The sequence below is a fragment of the Chondromyces crocatus genome, from assembly GCF_001189295.1.
GTDB lineage: Bacteria > Myxococcota_A > Polyangia > Polyangiales > Polyangiaceae > Chondromyces > Chondromyces crocatus.
This window is the reverse complement of sequence record NZ_CP012159.1, coordinates 2076935-2098700: the sequence shown is the minus strand read 5'-3', so window position 1 is coordinate 2098700 and position 21766 is coordinate 2076935. Positions and strand designations below refer to the sequence as shown.

General features: G+C 68.5%; 18 protein-coding genes. 7 read left to right on the top strand and 11 right to left on the bottom strand.

Annotated elements, in window-relative coordinates:
* Positions 1-18: 18 nt before the first annotated feature.
* Positions 19-747: a glycosyltransferase family 2 protein gene (locus CMC5_RS07870; RefSeq protein ID WP_050429822.1), complete on the bottom strand. Its 729-nt coding sequence runs from the start codon at positions 745-747 to the stop codon at positions 19-21.
* A gap of 86 nt (positions 748-833) precedes the next feature.
* On the opposite strand from CMC5_RS07870, the gene CMC5_RS07865 reads away from it, so the two are divergent.
* The gene (locus CMC5_RS07865) at positions 834-1295 is read left to right on the top strand and encodes a rhodanese-like domain-containing protein (RefSeq protein WP_050429821.1); all 462 of its coding nucleotides are present in this window, start codon (positions 834-836) and stop codon (positions 1293-1295) included.
* Positions 1296-1343: 48 nt separating this feature from the next.
* Here the strand turns inward: CMC5_RS07865 and CMC5_RS07860 are convergent, their stop codons facing one another.
* Positions 1344-1913, bottom strand: coding sequence for a hypothetical protein (locus CMC5_RS07860; protein ID WP_050429820.1), 570 nt, complete (start codon positions 1911-1913; stop codon positions 1344-1346).
* Between the two features lie 72 nt (positions 1914-1985).
* Between CMC5_RS07860 and CMC5_RS07855 the strand changes: the two genes are divergently transcribed.
* Positions 1986-2654 (top strand): tRNA-uridine aminocarboxypropyltransferase, encoded by a 669-nt coding sequence (locus CMC5_RS07855; protein WP_050429819.1) that lies wholly within the window; start codon positions 1986-1988, stop codon positions 2652-2654.
* 10 nt (positions 2655-2664) lie between these two features.
* Here the strand turns inward: CMC5_RS07855 and CMC5_RS07850 are convergent, their stop codons facing one another.
* Positions 2665-3549 carry an ATP-grasp domain-containing protein gene (locus tag CMC5_RS07850; RefSeq protein WP_050429818.1) on the bottom strand — a complete coding sequence of 295 codons (885 nt, stop codon included), beginning with the start codon at positions 3547-3549 and terminating at the stop codon, positions 2665-2667.
* 654 nt (positions 3550-4203) lie between these two features.
* On the opposite strand from CMC5_RS07850, the gene CMC5_RS07845 reads away from it, so the two are divergent.
* The gene (locus tag CMC5_RS07845) at positions 4204-4497 is read left to right on the top strand and encodes a hypothetical protein (RefSeq protein WP_050429817.1); all 294 of its coding nucleotides are present in this window, start codon (positions 4204-4206) and stop codon (positions 4495-4497) included.
* Positions 4494-5210, top strand: coding sequence for an isopentenyl transferase family protein (locus tag CMC5_RS07840; protein ID WP_050429816.1), 717 nt, complete (start codon positions 4494-4496; stop codon positions 5208-5210). Before CMC5_RS07845 ends, CMC5_RS07840 begins: the two co-directional genes overlap by 4 nt.
* 333 nt (positions 5211-5543) lie before the next feature.
* On the opposite strand, the gene CMC5_RS44090 is transcribed toward CMC5_RS07840, so the two are convergent.
* Positions 5544-7439 carry a hypothetical protein gene (locus CMC5_RS44090; RefSeq protein ID WP_156338340.1) on the bottom strand — a complete coding sequence of 632 codons (1896 nt, stop codon included), beginning with the start codon at positions 7437-7439 and terminating at the stop codon, positions 5544-5546.
* Positions 7440-7826: 387 nt separating this feature from the next.
* Between CMC5_RS44090 and thiM the strand changes: the two genes are divergently transcribed.
* On the top strand, positions 7827-8645 hold the full coding sequence (gene thiM, locus CMC5_RS07825) for a hydroxyethylthiazole kinase (protein WP_050429813.1): 819 nt from the start codon (positions 7827-7829) through the stop codon (positions 8643-8645).
* Between the two features lie 166 nt (positions 8646-8811).
* Here thiM and CMC5_RS07820 read toward each other — a convergent pair whose 3' ends face one another.
* The 4 genes from CMC5_RS07820 to CMC5_RS07805 form a co-directional block, all read right to left on the bottom strand.
* The gene (locus CMC5_RS07820; RefSeq protein WP_050429812.1) at positions 8812-9219 is read right to left on the bottom strand and encodes an MAPEG family protein; all 408 of its coding nucleotides are present in this window, start codon (positions 9217-9219) and stop codon (positions 8812-8814) included.
* Between the two features lie 12 nt (positions 9220-9231).
* Positions 9232-10242: an NAD-dependent epimerase/dehydratase family protein gene (locus tag CMC5_RS07815; protein WP_050429811.1), complete on the bottom strand. Its 1011-nt coding sequence runs from the start codon at positions 10240-10242 to the stop codon at positions 9232-9234.
* 58 nt (positions 10243-10300) lie between these two features.
* Positions 10301-10879: a DJ-1/PfpI family protein gene (locus CMC5_RS07810; RefSeq protein WP_050429810.1), complete on the bottom strand. Its 579-nt coding sequence runs from the start codon at positions 10877-10879 to the stop codon at positions 10301-10303.
* Between the two features lie 88 nt (positions 10880-10967).
* Positions 10968-11960 carry a bestrophin family protein gene (locus tag CMC5_RS07805; RefSeq protein ID WP_218920238.1) on the bottom strand — a complete coding sequence of 331 codons (993 nt, stop codon included), beginning with the start codon at positions 11958-11960 and terminating at the stop codon, positions 10968-10970.
* 177 nt (positions 11961-12137) lie between these two features.
* On the opposite strand from CMC5_RS07805, the gene CMC5_RS07800 reads away from it, so the two are divergent.
* Positions 12138-14726 (top strand): RCC1 domain-containing protein, encoded by a 2589-nt coding sequence (locus CMC5_RS07800; RefSeq protein WP_050429808.1) that lies wholly within the window; start codon positions 12138-12140, stop codon positions 14724-14726.
* Positions 14727-14760: 34 nt separating this feature from the next.
* Positions 14761-17322, top strand: a complete 2562-nt coding sequence (locus CMC5_RS07795) for an RCC1 domain-containing protein (protein WP_050429807.1) — start codon at positions 14761-14763, stop codon at positions 17320-17322.
* A gap of 206 nt (positions 17323-17528) precedes the next feature.
* Here CMC5_RS07795 and CMC5_RS07790 read toward each other — a convergent pair whose 3' ends face one another.
* Genes CMC5_RS07790 through CMC5_RS07780 form a run of 3 tightly spaced genes read right to left on the bottom strand, consistent with a single transcriptional unit; the run spans position 17529 to position 21374 of the window.
* A complete protein-coding gene (locus CMC5_RS07790) occupies positions 17529-18974 on the bottom strand; it encodes a DUF1501 domain-containing protein (RefSeq protein WP_050429806.1) in 1446 nt (481 codons plus the stop codon).
* Positions 18975-18990: 16 nt separating this feature from the next.
* Entirely contained in the window at positions 18991-19725 is a 735-nt protein-coding gene (locus CMC5_RS07785; RefSeq protein ID WP_050429805.1) for a hypothetical protein, read from the bottom strand.
* Entirely contained in the window at positions 19722-21374 is a 1653-nt protein-coding gene (locus CMC5_RS07780) for a hypothetical protein (protein ID WP_156338339.1), read from the bottom strand. The genes CMC5_RS07785 and CMC5_RS07780 overlap by 4 nt, the downstream gene beginning before the upstream one ends.
* Between the last annotated feature and the right edge of the window lie 392 nt (positions 21375-21766).

Below are 21766 nucleotides of genomic sequence, written 5' to 3'. Positions count from 1 at the left end.
GAAGCTCGGGGTCCTGCCTCAGGCAATTCCTGAGCGACGCGCCTCGCTGGCCCTCTGCCTGCTCCGAACGATCACCCGCAAGATGGTCGCGAGATGGCCGATCCTCAGCCCGCTCGCTTCGCCTCGGTACACGGGCCGCACGGGGACCTCCTGGATCCGCATCCCGGCAGCGGCGAGCGATACGATCAGATCGTTGGGGTAGCCGTACCGCGGCCACAGCGCGTCCAGGTCGAGCGCCTCCAGCGCGCGCGTCGAGACGGCCGTATAGCCACACTGGCTGTCCGACAAAGCGTCCAGGCCAGCCGCTCGGCGGGTCAAGGCGGCAAGGGTGGCCGTGCCGACGAGACGTCCGAGGGGCATGGCGCTCCAGACGTCCGGATGGGACAGCCGGTTCCCCTTGACGTAGTCGGCCCGATCCAGCGCGACCGGAGCGACGACGCGTGGCAGGTCGCGCGGATCCATCTGGGCATCGCCCGCCATGACCGCGGTGACCTGTGCCCCCTGCGCCAGGGCGACCCGGTAGCCGGTCACGATGGCGGCTCCGACGCCTCGACAGGTGGCGTGGGTCGAGACGCGAAGCCGCTCGTCGCCCGCCGCGGCAGCGACGGCCGCCGTGCGATCGCGGCTTGCATCGTCCACCACGATCACCTGATCCACGAAATCAGGGACGCAGCTCACCGCTTCGCGGATCCACGCCTCCTCGTCGCGCGCGGGGAGGACCACGGCGATGCGCGCTCCATGCAGCACGGGGGCTCCGCTACCGCGCCTCCTCGTGGCTGGCAAGCGGGAGGGTTGGTTGGCGAGGCCCACCCGGACGGGTTAAATCGTCCGCCATGAACACCATCCGGCGCGTCTCACCTGCGGAGGCCAAGAAGCTGATCGACGAGGAGGGTTACATCTACGTGGATGTTCGCAGCGAGCCTGAGTACGCGTCAGGACACCCGGCTGGGGCGAAGAACCTGCCCTTCCAGAACGTGGGGCCCGGGGGGATGCAGGCGAACCAGGACTTCCTTCCCGTGGTGCAGGCCCTGTTTCCGAAGGACGCGAAGCTCATCCTCGGGTGCCGCTCCGGTCAGCGCTCGCTCCGCGCGGCAGAGGCCTTGCTCGGCGCCGGGTACACCGACGTCATCGATCAGCGCGCGGGCTTCGATGGGCGGCGTGACATGTTCGGCAAGCTCATCGAGCCCGGCTGGAGCTACGCGGGGTTGCCGGTGGCGCAGGCCACACCAGGTGGCTCGTACGCCGAGCTGCGCCGGGAAGCCGGCCCCCAGGGCGCGCAACTTCCATCGGCCTGAAACGCCAGGTTGGGCTCCGGAGGAAGGGGCCCGGCCCGGCCATGCGGCTCAACGCGCACGCTCGTAGTCCAGCGCCGCCTGCTCAACGACATCCCAGTCGCGCGCGGCTCGTTCCGCCTCGGCCACGAGCTCGGCCGTGAAGAGAGAGGTCCCCCACATGCCGTTCTCTCGCAAGCGGAAGGGGTAGCGCGTCCCTCGGGCCGTCTCGATGGTCGCGCGTTCGCCTGCGAGGTCGACCTTGGCGATGCCCGAGAGGTCCCGGCGCAGCCTGGTGATCCAGCCGAGGCGTGTCGCCATCTCCACCCAGACGTCGGCACCATCGGTGGCATCGGCGGCCGGTCCGTAGAGGGCGAGCAGACGTTCTCGCTCCGGCTCGGGGTAGGTCTCGGCGACGCGGTCACGCGCTTTTTTTCGGTAGTCGCGGATGGTGTACGCCGCGTGCTGTGCCCGGTCTTCCAGATAGGAGAACACCACCCGCGGCTCACCGCGGCCGATGTTGCGGGCGATGCGCAGGTAGGCGCCTTCCGGGGTGGTGTCCGGGGGAAAACGAAGGAACTTCCACGCAAGTCCTCCGGCGGCGGCAAGGGAGAGGGAGGCGAGGACGGCGCGGCGCTTCATCGGTCGAGCGAGGGAGGGCGCATCCGTACCACACCCTGCCGGGACAGCCACGATCGACGGGCGTCCCGTGGCATGCTGCGGGCCTCTGTGACCGACCCGCTCGCCCTCCTTCCAGGCCCACCGGCCATCCGGACACGCCGGATCCCGCGCTGCACCGCTTGCGCGCTGCCACCCCCGCTGTGCCTGTGCGGCGAGCTCCACGCGATGGCCGTCACGCCCCGCACCTCCGTGGTCCTGCTGATGCACCACGCGGAGCTGTACAAGAGCACCAGCACCGGGCGCCTGCTCCACCGGGTGATCCCGAGCGCGCACTTGCGCCTGCGCGGGGCGCCCGAGGGCCCAGCCCCGGCCCCTCTCCTCCCGGAGCGCCGCCTCCTGCTGTTTCCGGATCCCTCGGCGCCCGTGATCTCGCCCGAGCTGGTCAACGACGAACCCGTCGCGTTGCTCATCCCCGATGGGACGTGGAAGCAGGCGCGCCGGATCACCCAGCGCGACCCGGCGGTCCTCGGTGCCCAGCGGGTGAACCTCCCACCGGGCGCCCCGAGTCGCTACGGGCTCCGGCGCAGCCCACGCCCCGAGGCGCTCTCCAGCTTCGAGGCCGCCGCTCGCGCACTGGGGGTGCTGGAAGGGGAAGCCATCGAGACTCGCCTCATGGCTGCGTTCGACCTCTGGGTGGAGCGCTCCAGGGAAGTCCGAGAGCATGGGGAGCAGATCGCTCCGTCATGCCGAGCTGGGGCCTAGTTCTGACGCCTCAGCGCGCTTGCAGGTGCTGCAGCACGGCGTCACAGAAGCGACCGCAGGCCTCCGGGGGGGCTCCGTCGAGGAAGAGGTACGGCTCGATGAGCTCCAGCTCCACGAGCTGAAACTCCCCGTCGCGGAGGAAGCCATCCACGCGCGCATAAACTGGCTCACCAGGGACGGCGCGCAGCACCGCCTTGGCTCGTTCCAGCACGGTCGGGGGCAGCTCGGCTCGGAGGACCGAGGCTCCATGGCTGGGTTGCGAACGGAAATCACCAGCCCGAGGGAGCTTGACGACGGCGTGGCTCAGCTTTCCCCCGAAGAACAGGATCGACAGCTCACCGTGACGCGGAATCTCCTCGAAGAAGGGCTGCACGAGAAGACCCGAGGTGCGGAGGATGTCCTCGGCGAGCTGCGTGGCCTCTGACCCTGGAGGCGCATCTGCCACCAACGTTTTCCATGCATTCGCGGAGATGGTCGGCTTCAGAACGAAGCGCGACCACCCCTCCGCCTCGATCGCGTGTCCGAGGTCGGGACGGCTGTGCGCCTCGAAATGGAGAAACGGCGCGACGTGGGCGCCGGAAGCCTGGAGGCGAAGGAGGTAGGCCTTGTCCACGTTCCAGCGCAGGAGGGCTGGCGCATTGATCAGACGCGCACCTGCGGCCTCGAGCGACTCCACCCAGGCGAGAAAGCCCTGAACATCCTCGTGGTAGCCCCAGCATCCCAGGGGCAAGACGGCGTCGAACCGTCCCCAGCCCACGGAGGCGTCGGGAGCTGCAATCACTTCGAGGGAGGCCCCTCGAGAGGCAAAGGCCTCCTTCAGGGGGATCGATTCGTCGAACTTCGACCCGCTCGCATGAAGTCGATGAAAATCGAATGCTACGAAGGCGATGCGCACGGGACATCCTGCTAGCAGAGGGGCGCCACGGGGAGCAAGCAGGCCCCGAAGGGTGCCGGAGACCATGCATGCCGTGCCTCCTGAGGAGTTCGCGCTTCGAAAGGAGACCGAGGCAACCCGCCAAGGTCGCCAGACGTTCGACAGGGCATCACGACCGGAGTCGTTATGTCCGCAGCCTGGAGACAGCCCTTGATGACGCGGAAGCGTATGGTGGCAGCGCATTGAGAAGCGTGGACTCATCCCGGGGTCCGACTCCGAGCGCAGCCTCACGTCTCGTGGCACCGCAAATCTCGTTGCGCGCTCGACGAGCCGCTCCCGTTCCAACCCACAGGTTGATCGAACCCTGTGCAAAGCATCGAACTATGAGCTGAGCCAAGCGTGGGCCGCGCGGGTCGAGCAACCAGCACGGAACAATGGTGTAGAGGCGTTCAATGAAGGGAGATTGACCCACGACGAGTCGAGGTCGACACCCCTCGCGGATGTCGATGACGACATCGGAGTGGTTGATGACGTGCGAGGTCGGGCTCGGTCCTGGGTGAACTTCCCTGTTCCCAGACATAGGGAATCGTGGCAGCCTAGAAGTTGTCAGGCATCCGTGGCGATCGGCAGGGTCGAACCACGGTCTGCTTCATCGATACTCCGGGGGGGGTAGCCATGAAGAAAGAGGCCAGCGGCCTCGTCGAATTCGGCTCGTTCCGTCGTGCTAGCGATCTCGCGCATGCCCTGATGGGAAATGCCGAGATCGCGCTCGCGACGTTCGTGCAGCTCACCCTGACGAGCCCGCAATCTCGACACCGGATGCCCGAGCCAGACGGCTTTCGAGGCTTTGCCCCCCAAGAAGGCGCGCATCACTGCGGCAGCTTGGCGACGACAACCGATTCGGATCACGGAGTCGCACCTCGTTCGAAGCTCGAACAGGAGCTGTTTCGTGAAGGGGAGGGGCCATGAAAGCACATTGTATCGTCGGGGCGACAGGCACCGGCAAGACGGCGCGAGCCACATCGCTGGCGCGGCAAACGGGGGCTCCGGTCCTGGTGCTGGATCGATTCCAGGTCTTCGAAGATCTCGCGTCGGGGACAGGCCGGCCGCTCTCGCGCGAGGTGGCTGGAACGACGCGGCTCTACCTCGGTCACCGCTACATGATGGACGGGGAACTCACGCGGCAGGACGCCCTCCTCGACTTCCTTCGCACGGTGGGAAAGCTGGCCGTCGATCACGACTTCATCATCCTCGAAGGAGGTTCGATCTCCCTGAACGAGGCGCTGATCGAGGAGAGCTTGCTCGGCACGACCGGTGTCACCGTCGAGCGGATGCGCATGACCAGCGTGAAGGCGTACGAGCAGGGTCTCCGTCGCCGCGCGCGCATGATGCTCACCCCGAGCGCCGAGCGCCCTTCCATGATCGAGGAGCTCGCGCGCGGCTGGGACAACCCGCGGCTGCGAGCCTTCCTCTCGTCCATCACGGGCTATGACGCCATCGTGGACCACTGCGAGCAGGCTGGCATCGAGCCCGCCGAACTCGCCGCTGGCCCTGTCGACCCGGTGCTCATCGACGAGGTCGTTCTCTCGCACATGAAGTATGCGGCGAAGCAGACCGCGGCCTTCAACCAGCTCTTTCCGGAGCAGTCCAGCTTCCCAGGATGCCAGCCATGCACCGCTTGACGCGCGACATCACGAGCAGGAGCTTCGCTCGAACAGGCCGGCTTTCGAGGTTGGCGCGCCGCTCGCGGCTGCGGCCTCGGGCCACCCCAGGGCGCGCCTCACCCGAGCCGGAGCGCTTCGAGACGAGCCCGGTCCGGCGCGGAATGCCCGTGCGACCTCGCGCCGTCCAGTACGCCCACCCCAGACGTCGAATGTGATGCCACCGAGCGACGCATCGCCTCGTCGGCAAGGCGTCGCTCACGCCGTCACGCGGCGATCCAGCGCGTGGCTCGAGATCGGGACTCCCCGCGGCACGAAGCGAGGCGCGGGGGCACTGCGGCTCGCTTCCCGACCTCAATCGTCGTCGTCGTCGTCGTCGTCGTCGTCGTTCTCGTCGTCGTCCTCGTCGTCGCCGCCGTCGTAGCTCTCGCTGTCTTCGTCCTTCTCTTCCGCGTCCTCGCTCTCGTCGTCGTCGTCCTCGTCGTCCTCGTCACCCACCTCGTCTTCCTCGGGAGCAACGGCGCGAACGAGATCCACGTGCGGGTAGCGCGTCCCTTCGACATCACGCTCGGCAGCAGTCCAGGCGTCCTCCACGTTGAGGATCTCGAACCAGCCCAGCTCCGCCTCTGCGCTCACGTAGAGCTTTCCCTCCGACGTGTGCACGCTCGCCGGCCGCACCCTGAGGCCAGCCAGCGTCTTGATCCCGGCCGGAAAGATGCCCCACAGCCGCAGCGGTCGACCGTTCCGCGCTTGCAGGACGACCACACGCCCCCCGCAGAAGGGGTCTGCCTCGCGCGTGTCCAGCTGCCCTCGCACCTCGACGGTGGGCTGTGGTCCTGCCAGCGAGAAGATCCAGGTCTCGGAGGCCGTCCCGACCAGGACGCGGCCGTGGGCCAGCCCCTGGAGGACGTAGATCTCCTTCTCGTCTCGCTCCCGGCTGAAATCCCAGACCAGGCTCGCTTTGCCCGTATCCAGCGCCACCTTCCACAGCTTGCTGTCGTCGTCCGTGGCCACGAGCGCCGTCGGCTCACCCGCCACCAGCGTGATCAGCGTCGAGGGGGCGCTCGACTTGAGCTCGGTCTCGGTCACCGCCCCGTCCCGCGCAATTGCGAAGCGGAACGCACTGCGCTTGTCCTTCTTCCAGCCGAAGTACAGGTCCCCTTCACCCGCCTTGGAGACGTTGCTCCGGGCGCCGAACAGGGCACGCACCTCCTTCGGGATGGCCTCTTCACGCGAGCGCCGCACTGGACTCTTCGCGCCCACGAACCGAACGCCGATCCGGCCTGGAGCGGGCTCGAGTACGAAGTCTTGCGGCTTCTTCGGGGCTCCCCCTTCCTGCTCGTCGTCTTCTTCGTCCTCCGCCACCAGATCTTCGAGAGGCGCCTCGTCGCTGAGGCCCTTCGCCTCGCTCTCCGCGCCCTGGACATCCGAAGGATCGAAGCGCACGGTCACCGGGATCTCGGCAAAGGACGTGGGGCGGCCTTCCAGGGCGTCGAGCAGCGCGCCCGTCCCCGTCAGCTCGTAGAGCTCCGCCTCGGCCCCGTTGTGCTCGAAGAACACGCGCTCGTCGCTGCCGAAGAGCACACCCGCGTTCGCGCGGACGCGCGCAAGACGCCGCAACGTCGCCCCATCGAACCCGTAGAGCGTGATGCCGTCACGGTCTCCCTCGACGCACTTCACGGCGACGAGCCGCCCCTGATGGAGCGTCGTCATGCCGTACCCTTCGAGTTCCCACTGGCGATCCAGCACGGCCCGGAGGCCGATCCGCCGGTAGCTCTCCAGGCGGCTCCCCAGGAGCATGAGAAGACGTCCCTCGGCGCCGTAGGCAATGTCGCTCAGCGACTCCTCGTGCTTCAGCAGCCGACGGGCCGTGCGCTCGGCGAACGTGACCTCCCAGAGAGAGTCGAAGTCGAGCCCGATCAGCGCAGCGCCTCCGTCGTCGCGCGCCGCGAGGTACACGGTGCGCCCGCCGGGCAGGGGCGTGTCCTCGGCCGTCTGGAAGTCGCCGCCTCTCGACCAGGCCGCGACGTGCGGTTTCCGCCGATCCTTGAGGACGCCGTAGAGAAGCCCCCCAGGCCCGAACGTCACGTCGCTCTCGACGCCGAAGGGCTTGCGCTGTTCACGGGAGACTGCGATCGGCCGCGGCCACTCGGACCGAGAAAGGAGCGCGATTTGAACCGCTCCCTCCAGGACCTCCGGCGGTCCCTCCTCGCCACTCTCGATGTCCTCTTCTTCTTCCAGGTTACTCACGTCACCACCCGCACCAACGTTGCCCTCGATCACCTGCCCCCCACCAGACCCACGCTCCGCAGGGAGCCAATCTCACACCCGCTGTGGCTCGACCTGCTCTCCGGATCCACGACCGCGACGGGTCGGGAGCATGCTCGCAGAGCACAATTCGTAGGAGAACCGATCATTCTCGTCGTGGTCCCCGAGGGCCAGGTCGGCCCCGAAGAACACGAACGGAGTTGGCGTTGCCAGCAACACGAAGCGCACCCTAGCTGAGGCCAGGGCCGACGAGGAGCCCTGGAGTGCGCTCACGACGAGCTTCGATGGTACGGCCCACGCTGCGGCCGGCGGCTTGACAGTCGGCAAAGCGCTCTGATGTCCTCTCTCGAGCGCTGAAGAACCTGATTCATGAGCCAGATCGCAGAACTGTCGAACACGCTGAGCGAGCTCAGGACCCGAGCCCCGCTCGTACACAACATCACCAATTTCGTGGTCATGAACAGCACAGCCAATGCGCTGCTCGCCATCGGTGCGTCGCCGGCGATGGCCCATGCCTGCGAGGAGGTCGAGGAACTGGCCTCCCTCGCGCAGGCGCTGGTCATCAACCTGGGCACCCTCTCTCCCCCCTGGATCGTGGGCATGCGCCTCGCGGCCGCGCAGGCGCGCTCCCTGGGGGTGCCGTGGGTCCTCGACCCCGTGGGTGCAGGGGCCACGTCGCTCCGCACGGGTACGGCCCGCGCCCTGCTCGGGCTGAGGCCCACCGTGCTCCGCGGCAACGCCTCCGAGATCCTCGCGCTCGTGGCAGAGAACGAGGCGACGACCCGGGGCGTCGACAGCACCGAGGCCTCCAGCTCCGCGCTGGAGACGGCGGCAGCCCTCTCGCGGGCGCATGGCTGCGTGGTCACGGTGAGCGGCGCCGTGGACTATGTGACGGACGGTGAACAGGTCATCGAGGTGGCGAACGGACACCCCATGATGACCCGGGTCACCGGACTCGGATGCACGGCCAGCGCGCTCATCGGGGCCTTTCTGGCCGTGCAGCCCGATCCCCTTCGGGCTGCGGCGCAGGCCATGGCAGTCCTCGGGATCGCCGGCGAGATCGCCGCCGAGCGCTCGGAAGGCCCCGGGAGCCTTCAGATGCACCTTCTCGACGTCCTCTACCGGCTGGATGAACCAGCGCTCTCCCGGCTGCGCATGACCAGCTGGCGCCTCCAGACGCCGGGTTGACCTCGCCTCATTCACACGGCAGGGGCACGCGCCCCCGCCGCCCCGCCGAGCAAAGCTCGTCGGGGCCCCACCACCCCGCGATCCACTCGGGAAATCTGGCATGTCTCGCCGCTTCGGGCCTGACGTCGTTGCATCGAGAAGCGGGCGAAGTCACCGGCCGCGTGCATCAGGGCGTGGCGCCGCTCGCCATGGCCGCGATCACGAACTGCCCGATCGCCGCGAGGAACGCGAACCCGAAGGCCAGGGAGCGGACGGCGGCCACATCCGCGAGGTACAGAACGCCGTGAAGCACACGGCAGACGACCCAGACCAGCGCCAGGGCTGCGGACTGGGATGGGTCGGCGTGCGTGACGTGCGCGACGAGCACGGCGGGCACGAAGACGGCGAGCGCCTCGAATGCGTTCTGCTGCGCTGCATACGCGCGCGCTCCCACGCCCTGGAGCTGCGCGACTTGCTGGCGCGGATTGTTGTTGTCGAGCTTCTCGAACTGTCGTCGACGCGCTGCGACGACGGGGACCTGCCACACGTAGGGCAAGATCACGGCAGCCAGCAGGCACCAGAGCGGGATCGTCATGGGGCGTTCTCCTCAGGGATGCAGCAGGCCCTCGGATCGGAGCCACGCCTCGCTGTTCCGCATCCCCTCGTCGAGCGAGACCTTCGCCGTCCACCCGAGCGACCTCTCCGCCTTCTCGGTCGGGTAACGCAGGCGACGAACGTAGATTTTCAAGCGATCGGTCGTGAGTGGGATGCCGAGCTTCACCCGCTCGTTGGCCCACGCGATCGCGCGGGCGATCGCCATCGGCACCTTCCGCGGGCGCTTGCCGCACATGCGGCCGTAGTGCCCGAAGAAGGTCGCCCAGTCGACGGACGGACCGCTCACGTTGAAGGCTTCCCCGACGGCCTCGGGCCTGGTCGCCGCGAGCAGGATCGCGTCCACCACATCGTCGATGTAGACCGGATAGGCAAACCCGCTCCCGTCACCGAAGAGCACGGGCACCCCGCGCTGCACGAGCCGCAGCATCCCGACGGTCCAGCCGGGGGAGCCAGGCCCCACGACCATCGCGGGACGGATCACCGAGAGCGCGAGCCCGGTCCGCTTCGCCACGGCCTGCGCCGCTTGCTCTCCGAGCGCCTTGGTCCGGCCGTAGAGATCGACCTGCGCGAAGTCGAGAGGGACGGTCTCGTCGATGTCGTCCACCGAGGGGACGCCGTACGCGGAGACCGTGCTCACCAGCACGAAGCGCTGGACGGAAGCCGCCGCCGCGACCTCCGCCAGCATCCGCGTCGCGTCTACATTGATCGCGTGCGCTTCTGCCTCGCCGCCACGACCTCGCTGCACCCAGGCGGCAAGGTGGATGACCACCTGCTTTCCCTGACACAGACGCGCCATCGCGTCCCGGTCACGGAGGTCTGCCTTCACGAGCTCGACGCCTGCCGCGCGGAGTCTGGCCTCGTCCCGGAAGTTCCTCCCCGTCCCGACGACGCGCGCGCCCGCCTCGACGGCGAGACGCTCGGCGAGCCGGCCGCCGATGAATCCGCTGGCGCCGGTCACGAGGACGGGCACATCCCGCAGGGTGTCACTCACGGTGGTGGACATCGCCCCTAGCCAGACCCTCACCGCCGCGGGACGTCAAGGCTCCGATGGTGAAGAGCCCTCAAGCGATGCGGGTGCCGAGCACCTCGAGAAAACGCGCCAGCCACGCCGGATGCGCGGGCCACGCCGGCGCCGTCACCAGGTTCCCGTCGACGACCGCCTCGTCCACGCGCACGTCGACATAGACGCCCCCCGCCAGGCGCACCTCGGGCGCGCAGGCGGGATATCCAGAGCAGCGCCTCCCCGAAAGTTCGCCCGTCGCCGCCAGCAGCTGAACCCCATGACAGATCGCCGCGATCGGCTTGCTGGCGCGAAAAAAGTGCTGAGTCGCCTCGATGACCCGACCCTCGAGCCGCAAGTATTCGGGCGCGCGCCCCCCCGGGATGACCAGCGCGTCGTAGTCCTCGGGCTTCACGCTCGCGAACGAGGCGTTCAGTACGAAGTCGTGCCCCCGCTTCTCCGAGTACGTCTGGTCCCCCTCGAAATCGTGAACGGCCGTCCGCACCTTGTCCCCAGCCTTCTTGTCGGGGCACACGGCGTGGACCACGTGCCCGACCATCTGGAGCGCCTGAAACGGCACCATCACCTCGTAATCCTCGACGTAATCGCCGACGAACATCAGGATCTTCTTCGCGCCCATTTCGATCCTCCTCGCACGAGACGCTGCGTCGGCGTCCCGGCCGCGTCAATGGAAGGTGCCACGATGCGACGACGGGCCGCCAATCAGCTCAGGACAGCAGCCCGCCTTTGGGCTTGAGCAGAGGAGGGAGTTCCGTTTCTCCGAGGCGCTGCCGCAAGTTCACCTCGATCATCCGGCTCAGCGACGAGAGCGGCAGATCGTTCGGATCGAGACCGAAGGGATTCTCCACTTCGTCGCCAATGGCATCGAGACCGTAAAATGCATACGCCACGATGCAGACCACGACCGGCGTGAAGAGCCCCACCGTCTTCACGATGCCGAAAGGCAAGGCAATGCAGTAGAGAGCGACGATCTGGTGAATGAGCGACGTGTACGAGAACGGAATCGGCGTGCTCTTGATACGCTCACACCCGCCCTGGATGTCGGTCAAGCTCGTCAAGCTCTGCTCGAGAATGGGGACGTGCATGGGATGAATCCATCCACGCTGCCAGGCATCCCTCAGCCGGAAGCCCATGGCCTGAACGATGGCATTGGGCTTGTTGAGTTCCGGCTTCAGACTCTCCAGCTCCGTTGCAGAGAGCAGCTCTCGAAGCTCTTCGTATTTGTCCTGATCGCGCAGGTGCATGCGAAAGCAATGCACGAAGGCGATCAATCGATAAACCATTTCACGCCGAAACTCGCTGATGGCGTCCGTGTCGGCGGTGCCGGCATCTCCCCCCGGAGCCGCTATCAAGGTGAGAAGCTGCCGGGTCAATGTCCGGCTCGTGTTGACGAGCTGCCCCCATAGCTTGCGCCCCTCCCAGAACCGGTCGTAGCTCGTGTTGTTCCGGAACCCGAGGAAGATGCTCAGCGAGAGCCCCACGAGGGTGAACGGAATGACGGTGAGGTCGGGGTGGAAATAGCCGAACTTCAGGTCGACGAACGTGACCGCCACGGCCAGCAGCGTGCTGTAGGCCAGCCTTCCGCGCATGCGAGCGAAGGCCGTGCCGCGGTATTTGAAGAGGATCCGGAACCAAGTCGAACGCCGCTCCGTCACCAGCATTTTAAGAGCTCCAGTGCCAGCGGCAGTACCACGGGGCATGGTCCGTGACCACTCCCGGGCTCGCCACCCGATGGCCGCATCTGGACCTCTCGTCTGCATCTGGACCTGCCGCCTGCGTCCAACAGGTGACGATGGGATGACGGCAGCAATGTCGGATGGCGGGGAGTCCCGCTATTGACACGCTTTGCCCTCCCCGTAGCATCGCCGATAACCAGGATGCCCCGATTTGCCCGCTGCCTCGGCACGCCACGGCGATGGTTCATTGCCGCCTTCCTTCCTCTGACCTGGAGTGCCCTCGCCTGTGGCGGGGGTGAACCGAGTCCCGACCCCGGCGAAGGGGGAACACTCTCTCCCGGTGGCTCGGGAGGTCAGGGCGGAGGGACCGGAGGAGCTGGAGGCGACGAGGTCTCGCCCTGCGAGCCTTGCGGAGACAACGCGAGCTGCAGCCCCGATGGCGCCTGCGTCTGCGACGAGGGCTATCTGGGGGATGGCCAGTCGTGTGAGGACATCGACGAGTGCTTCGATCGCCTCGACGACTGCCACCCGAGCGCCACCTGCTCCAACACCGAAGGCGGCTTCACCTGCGCCTGTCCTTCCGGCACGGTCGGTGACCCGTACACGGGCTGCGAGGCGCGCTATACCGCCCTCAGCTCCGGCACCTACCACGCCTGCGCCCTCCGCATGGACGGCGCGATCGTGTGCTTCGGCGCCGGCGGCAGTGGCCGCCTCGGGAACGGCCTCGGCGCGAGCCAGCCAGCGCCCGTACGGGCCGGCGCGGCGAGCAACTGGGAACGGCTCGGCGCGGGCGCAGCACACACCTGCGCCATCAAGCAGAACGGGAACCTGTGGTGCTGGGGCGCCAACAACGTCGGACAGCTCGGCGTGGGCACCCTCGACAACCAGTCCTTGCCCGCGTACGTCAGCCTCGACCGCACCTGGACCCGCGTCGCCGCCGGCGAACAGCACGCCTGCGCCGTGGAGAGCGACGGCACCCTCTCCTGCTGGGGCCGCAACAACGCCGGCCAGCTCGGCCTCGGCGCGAGCGTCGTGCAGGAGCTGTCCCCTGTCCGCGTCAGCGTCGACCCCCTCGCCAGCGCACCGGACAACGATTGGCGCCTCGTCGACGCGAACCGGGAGTCGACCTGCGCCCTCAAGCAAGACGGGCGCCTGTACTGCTGGGGCCAGAACAGCGACCTCCAGATCGCCAGGGCGGGAGGCGGCACCGTCGCCGCCCCTTCCCTCGTGGAGACCTCCGCCGACGCGATGGACGCCGACTGGACGGCCGTCGCCGTCGGACCCACGACCTGCGCCCTGAAGAGCGACGGGCGGCTGTTCTGCTGGGGTCGCGGCGTCGAAGGCCAGCTCGCGAACGGCGTCCTCCAGTCGAGCGCGACGCCGGTCCACATCGCTCCCGAGACCACCTTCAAGGTGGTGCGCGCCGGCTTCTCCCACGTCTGCGCCATCGACACCGCGGACACCCTCAGTTGCTGGGGTCGCAACCAGGCCGCACAGATCGCAGGAGGCCAGCCAGCGCTCGTCACCACCCCTCATCCGAAGGAGGCCGCCGTCGGCCGCAGGTGGGTCGACGTCGCCCTCGGCACCACCCACTCCTGCGCACTCGACGATGAAGGCCACGTCGCTTGCTGGGGCTCGCGCCTCCACGGCCAGCTCGGCGATGGAAAGAACAGCCTCGAGACCCGACCCACCCCGGTCTCCGGCGAGACGTGGAAGCACGTCGCCGCGTACGGGGAGTCCGGCTGCGCGATCCACGAAGACGACACCCTCCACTGCTGGGGCAACAACGAGTCGGGTCAGCTCGGCGTCGACGACACCGCGAGCCGCGCCGGCCCCACCCAGGCCACCACGGCCTCGACGTTCACCCGCGCCACGCTGGGTCGACAGCACACCTGCGGCATCACCAGCGCCGGACAGCTCGCCTGCAGCGGCCGCAACTCGAGCGGCCAGCTCGGCCGCGGCAACACCGTCCCCGGGTCCACCTTCGAGCCCATCCTCACGCAAGCCAAGCCCTACGCCGGCCTCTCGTGGAGCACCCTCACGGCGGGCGAGGATCACAACTGCGCCATCGCCACCAACGGCACGCTCTGGTGCTGGGGCCGCAACGGCAACTACCAGACGGGCGCGGAGGCCAACCCCCAGACGGGCTCCCTCCGCGAGGTCCTCCCGACCGCCGGCTGGACCGCCGTCGCCGCCGGCCAGTACCACACCTGCGCCACACGCAACGACGGCTCCCTCCACTGCTGGGGCCGCAACAACGAAGGCCAGCTCGGCGTCGGCACGGCGGGCAACCCGGCAGGCAAGAACGGCTACACGCCCACCCTGCTGAGCACCGGCTGGCGCCCCGCCCTCACCGCTGGCGTGAACCACACCTGCGCGATCAAGGAAGAGGGCTCGCTCTGGTGCTGGGGCCGCAACGCGAACGGGCAGCTCGGCGACAACACCACCACCGACCGCCCCGCGCCCGTGCAGGTCGGCGCCGACACCGACTGGGTCGAGGTCACCGCCGGCAACGCCAGCACCTGCGCACGCAGAGCGAGCGGCGCAGTCTCCTGCTGGGGCGTGAACGGCACCGGCCACCTCGGCCTCGGCGACACCACACAGCGCCGGGTCCCCTTCGCGCTCGCAGGCGCGCCGGACTGGACGGCCATCCACCTCGGCTTCTCGTACGCCTGCGGCCTCGGCGCAGGCGGGGCGCTGCGCTGCTGGGGCTCGGGCGAGAACGGCCAGAACGCGCGCGGCGATGGCTTCGCCGGCACCCCCGTCCGCATCGCGGCGGCCAAACAGTGACGTTTCCAGCACGGAAGCGAGGAGAACGAGCACGGTGATCACGAAGCGAACCTTGGGCCGCGCCTGGCTGGTCCTGTCGATCCTCTGTGTGTCCTCCTGTGGCGGCGACGATGGGGGCAGCGGTGGCGCGCCGACCGGCGGTGGAGGGACGGGTGGTGCAGCCGGCGCAGGTGGCGTCGACGACCCCTTCGCCATCGACGAGTGCGCCGAGGGGACGCACACCTGCGCCGCCAACGCCGACTGCATCGACACGAGCGCCTTCTACGAGTGCGCTTGCCACCCGGGCTACGAAGGCGACGGCCGCACCTGCACGGACATCGACGAGTGCGCGTCTCTCCTCGACGACTGTGACCCCCTGGCCACCTGCACCAACGAGCCTGGCAGCTTCTCGTGCTCGTGCCCGAGCGGGACGACCGGTGACGGCCGCACCTGCGAACCCCTGTACCTCACGGTCGCCGCCGGCCAGTACCACGCTTGCGCCATCCGCCAGGATGGGACGATGTGGTGCTGGGGCCACAACACGAGCGGCCAGGTCGGCACGGGCACGGCCGACCCCTTCTTCGTCAAGCCGATGGCCGTGGGTGGCGCGAGGGACTGGACGCGCGTCGTCGCAGGCGGCTCGTTCACGTGCGCCCTCAACGAGGCCCACCGGATCCTCTGCTGGGGCACCAATGGCTCCGGCCAGCTCGGCGACGGCACCGCGACCAACCGCAACGCCCCCACCCTCCTCACGGGCGGCATCGACGACTGGGTGACCCTCGAATCCGGCTCGGCACACACCTGCGCGATCCGCGAGAGCGGCGCGCTGTATTGCTGGGGCTACAACATCCGTGGCCAGATCGGCGACGGCACCACGACCAACCGCAACCAGCCAGTCCAGGTCGGTACCGACCACTGGCTCGACGTCTCGGCGGGCAACGAGTTCACCTGCGGCGTACGCGACGACCACACCCTCTGGTGCTGGGGCCTCAACACCAGCCGCCAGCTCGGCGACAACACCAGCGCGGGCACCCGCCCCACACCGACCCGCGAGGCCACCCTTGCTACCGACTGGGCCCAGGTGTCCACGGGCGGCGGCTACGCCTGCGGCGTGAAGCTCGACGGCTCCCGCTGGTGCTGGGGCACGAACGCGCTCGCACAGGCAGGCAACGGCGCGCAGCTCCCCGTCACCCTCACGCTGCCTCAGCGCGTCGACGAGGACACCACCTGGGCCCGCATCGACGCAGGCGAGCACGCCGCCTGCGCGCTCCGCGCCGATCGCAGCCTCTGGTGCTGGGGCGAAGGGAGCCTCGGCCAGACCGCCCAGCCAGGCGCGGAGGGACCCCTCCCCACGCCCGCGCAGGTGGGTGCAGACACCGACTGGCTCACCGTGGCCAGCGGCCTCCGCTTCGCCTGCGGCGTGCAGGAAGGTGGACGCCTCTCCTGCTGGGGCTCGGCGAGCCGGGGCGCCACGGGCCTGGGCTTCTCCTCCGATCGCACGACGCCCACGCCCGCCGGGTCCGCCACCGACTGGACCACCATCGCCGTCCAGCTCGACAACGGCTGCGGCCTCCGCGGCGCGGGGAATCTGTATTGCTGGGGTCGCAATGCGTACGGCCACCTCGGTGATGCCACCACCGTGACCCGCGTCGAGCCCACGCCCATCGGCGCGGGCAAGGTCTGGAAGCGCATCGCCCTCGGACGCACCCACACCTGCGGCATCGCCGACGAGAGCGGCCTCGATCAGCCCCTCTGCTGGGGCTGGGACAACAACGGCGAGCAAGGCAACGGCGCAGCCCTGGGCGCACAGACCTCGCCGGCCCCCGTGGTCCTGCCCGTGCCCATCGACGTCCCGTGGGTCGAGATCGCCACCGGCTACAACCACGCCTGCGCCGTACGCCAGGACGGCACGCTGTGGTGCTGGGGCCGCAATGCCAGCGGCCAGCTCGGCGACGGTACCCTCACCGGGAGGCAGCAGCCCGTGCGCGCGCTCCCCGCCGCCGCGACGGACTGGACGAGCGTCGTCGCCCACGGCGACACCACCTGTGGGCTGCGCGCGAGCGGCGCACTCCACTGCTGGGGCGGGAACGGCAGCGGCCAGCTCGGCCTCGGTCACACCACCTCGCCGGTCCACACGCCCACGCTGGTCGACGGAGGCCCCTGGGCCGCCGTCGACATCAGCGCCAACCACACCTGCGGCGTCGACACGAACGGCAGCCTCTGGTGCTGGGGCCGCAACGCCAACAGCGAGGCCGGCATCGGCAACGCCGTGAACCCCCTGACCCAGCCCACCCGTGTCGGTCAGGACAGCGACTGGGCACGCCCGTTCCTGGGCCAGGGGCTCTTCACCTGCGCGCTCAAGACGAACGGAGACCTCTACTGCTGGGGCGCGGGCTCCTACGGACAGCTCGGCCTCGGCAGCCTCACCTCCTTCAACACCCCCCAGCGCGTGCCCAGCCTGGCCCCCTGGGACACCGCCGCGATCGGCAACGAGCACACCTGCGGCGTCTCCAGCGAAGGACGCCTCTTCTGCTGGGGCTCCAGCACCTGGGCACAGCTCGGCGGTGGACAGCCTTTCAACGCGACCCCGATGCGGGTCGTCGCGCCCGGCGGCTGAGCGCCTCGCGCCCCTGGAACAGCGAGCATCTCCAGGGGCGGCGTTGCCCGCCGCTCGACAGCGCGAAAACCCCCGGGAGCGCTCACAGCGAGCGCCTCTCGCGGTGTGGAGCGCTCCCTGCTGGCGACGACCTCTCGACGTGACGTGCGTCCCGGCAGGAGATCACCCTTCGCATCCCGCGCGCCCCCCTCGGCGCGCAGGATCGCTCAGGGGTTCGTCATCATCGCCTTGATGATCTTCGGCTCTTGATTGGAGATGTGATCGAACGGCAACCCGGCCGCGTGCAGCAGCGTCGCGTGCACATCCGACGGCTTCATCACCGTCCCCATCTCGTCGTCGGGGGCGCCCGTCTCCAGGTTCACGGGCCGCGCGTCGTAGTTCGTGTCCTTGGTCGCGCCCACCAGCCGGTTGCCGCGGATGCCGTTGCCGGCGACGAGGCACGCCGAGGCCAGGTGGTGATCACGCCCGCCCTGCTGGTTGATGCGCGGCGTGCGCGCGAACTCGGAGAAGCAGAGCAGCGTGGTCCTGTCCCAGAAGGACTTCCCGTTCTTGTCCTCCGTCGTCTGGAGGTACGTGATCAGCTCGCTCACCGCGTCGAACCCTTGCCGCTGACGCGCCGGATGGTTCGAAGGCCAGTCGTCGTCGAAGTGCGCGTCGGTCACGTTCACCAGCCGGAGCAGCACCACCTGGGAGATGCGGTTCACCAGCGCCTGCGCAGCGAGCGCCGCTTGCCCACGCGGCCGCCCCGAGAGCGCCGCAGCCGGGTTCGTGGGGTCGACGTTGAAGGCCTGGTACAGCTTCTCGAGCTGGCTCCCCGCGGGCGGGTTCGCCTTGAAATCGAAGTGCTTCCACAGCCCCCCGTTCGCCAGCGTCTGCGCCGACCCCCACGCCGACAGGTGCGTCTTCAGGTGCCCTTGCGCGTCGAGCTGCTGGTGCACGCACGAGTTCGTGTGATGGAACTTCGCCGCCGCCTGCTCCACCTTCCCGTCCAGCGCCACCGAGGCGTTCAGCGGCCGCAGCACCTGCAGCATCTCGTTGTAGCCCGGCACCCGCAGCCCGCTCGCCAGCGGCGTCAGCCCCTCGTTGTACGTCTCTGCCCCGCCGGCCACGAGGTTCGGGATCTCGTGGTGATCGAGGGTCCCCGAAGCCGCAGCCCACCACGTCTCCAGCGAACTTCCCGACGCGGCCAGCCCCCGCGGGAACTTCCCGGTCAGGAAGTAACGCCGCCCCACCTCGTGGGTCAGCGTCCCCATGTTCACCCCGCGCACCACGCACAGGTCCTCGAAGTGCTCCTCCGCGAGCTTGCTCATCGTGGGCCCGTAGATCACGTTGCTCCCGGGCGGCCGAACGAGCCCCGTTCCCCCCGTCGCCTCGATGACGTTCTTGGTCTGCGCGTCCGTGACGAGGTCGAAGCCCGTGTAGATCCCGCCCGCCGGCTCACCGAAATCGTGGTGGTTCCGCGGATCCAGGCAGTAAAGCGTGTCCCAGCCGCTGACGAACTCGCACATCACGAGCAGCGGCGCGTTGTCCGGATCGCTCACGTCGGCGCGCGCGTGGCGCAGCCCGAGCAGACCGTCGAGGAGCAGCGTACCTGCCCCGAGCCCGAGCGCTCCGAGCGCCGCGCGGCGAGAGACCTTGCCCTTGTGGCTCATGGATCGTTCGTTCTCCTCAGTCGTTGTGGAACAGCGGTGACTCGAACAGCGCGACGCAGACCCCGCGCCACCCCTCGGCCGCCGGCGTGAGCTCGCCCCCGCCCCCGGGCACTGCGAACCTGTCGACGCCCGTCTGGTAGACCTCGCGCAGCGCGGGCACCATCGGATCCGAGGCCGACACCCGCAGCCCCAGGAAGCGAAGGAGCAGGTGCTGCACGTTGCGGGTCACCTGCGCCTCGGTGGCCACGCCGTCCCAGGGTGCCTCTGGAAAGAGCGAGCGCGTCGAGGCGTCGTTCCTCAGCAGATCGTTCTTCGCCATCTGCGTGCACACATCGCGCGCCGCGTCGCCCACGAATTTCAGGTACAGCGCGTTGGAGACCGTCCCCTCCTCCGTGGAGGACTGGAAGTCCGGCCTGCCCAGCGCCCTCCCGAAGGCCCCGTCGCTGAAACCATCTCGGCCATTGAACTGCCAGATGATGGGGTTCCCGTGCACGTCCCGCCCGGCGACCCTCGCCATCGAAGCCTGCAGGACGTCGATCGTCATGCGTCGGACCGAGCGAGACTGCCCCGGCCGCGCTCCACCGCCGAGATCACCGGGTGATTCCCCCGGCGTCCCTTCGGCGCCGACGCCGGGATGAACGAACGGAGGCTCCTCCTCGTCGCGCGGCGTCGATCCCCCGTTCGGAAAGCACCCCGCTGCGAACGCGAGGAGCGCCGCGAGTCCCACGAGGGACGGGTCGTGCTTGCTCATGGCATCCTCCGGTACGCCGGTAGCTGGATGAGGCGCGCGACCAGCAGCTTGAAGTTGTCGTGCGCGCGGAACTCCTCGGCGAGCTGCTGGATCAACTTGGACTCCCCTTGCGTCGACGTCGGGTCGAGGTCTGGCGACCGCTTCATCAAGAGCTCGAACAGGTTCCGCGTCGCCACCTCGTGGAACAGCCCGCTCTCGATGTTCTTCTGCGCCAGTCCCTCGGGCCCGGCGGAGAAGTTGGGCCCGATGAGGGGATGAGCTGCATCGTCGTACTCCAGGGCCTTCAGCCGATAGGGACGAATGTCGGGATCCACCGCGTCGGGCACGGGTGAGTAGTACCGAGCGCACCAGGCCGCACTGCGGGGGGCATATCCATTCGCGCACGCGCTCGCCGTCGGGAACTCGGTCTCGAAATCGCTCAGCACGGTGCTGCCCGACTCCACGAAGAGCCCGAAATGCGCCGAGAGTGGCTCGAGCGTGACGTGGCAGCTCCTGCAGACGCAGCGCTGGGTCAGGTCGTCCCCCTCTTTCGCGCACCCGGTGTCCTTGGTGCCAGCCGGCTGAAAATGCTGCCCTTCGAAGGCGATGCGGTAGCGGTTGGCGCGGGCGCGGTTGGTCTGGAACCGGAGCAGGAAGGCCGGCAGCGTCAGAATGCCTGCGTGCGGCGCCTCGCGCTCCACCTCGACCCACTGGTCGACCGCCGTATAAGGCACCTCCGGGAGCAAGCCATCCGCCGGTTGATGGATGTTCTGCGTGAGCGAGAACGTCTGCCGCCTGCCCAGATAGTGGAAGTAATGGGCCAGGGGCCCGTTGACCCAGGACCGCTTCGTCGAGATCAACCCCGAGTAAGGCCTGGTTCCATCCGTGTAGTCGTCGACGAGGCGCAGGAGCTGCTCGCGCATCGAGGCCAGCACCTGGGGCTGCACCACGCTCGTCAGCATGCAATACGCCAGATCCGGGCCGCAGCCGCACGACTTCGACTTCGTCGAGACGGGGCTGTCGCAGGTATGCGTCCCGGCATCCACGTCTCCCGGCGGCAGCGTGTACTCGGTCGTCGCCTGCGCGTCGAAGGCGCACACCTTGATGGTCTTGCTCGGGTCCGCCTCCCAGTAAGGATGGATCTCGACCCAGCCCTCCGCGAAGAACTCCCCGGTCCCATCGACCCCCATCGACTCGGCCACCGGGAGCCCATCCGGCTGATACCCTAGCTCGCTCTGCGGTCGATTCTGGCAGTAATGCGTACCGTCGCCACCTCGATAGAGCCGCGAGGTGCCCGCCGCGGTGACGTGATACACGAGGGTGGTGTCGGCGAACCGGGTCGACCCCAGCGCGAACCCCACATTCGCCAGCGCGACGTTCGGATTGGTCCAGAGTAGATTTTCGTGGTGTCGCCGCATCTGGATGCGGAACTCGTCGCTCTCCAGGTACGTTTTGACGATCGCCTCGGGGATCTCGTCCAGGCCCTCGACCGCCGCATACTCCGCGACGTCGGGCACGACGCCGCGCAGGTCGAGCGATAGCCGCCGGAGCTGACGCTCGACGGACAGCTCACGGTGCAGATAGCACTGATCTTCTTCGGCCATTGCCGACGAAGACAAAGAGGTAACGAGGGCAAAGCTGAGCGCCTGCCAGGAGCGATGACTCATCATGTTCGCGATCGGCTCTCACCCGCGCCGTACGGCGAGACACTCGTACGGGCGTTATCGTTACACGAACAGAGCAGTGTACTCGCGTCAAGCAGGAACCTCGCGCTCCGGATGCTCGACACGCTGCATCGCCGTAGCCTGCGCACGCCACGCGACGCGCATCGCGACGAGCATCGCGACACGCGTCGATACGACGCGTCGTGACGAGCCCACGCGCGACAACCTCCTGCTTCAGAACCGTCACGACAATGTTTCCTACTCGTTACGTGAACAATGCTCCGGACCTCATCGTCGCGAAGACATTCCCTACTCGTTACGTGAACAATGCTCCGGACCTCATCGTCACGAAGACATTCCCCACTCATTACGTAAACAATCCCCGGTCGCAGGTCCGC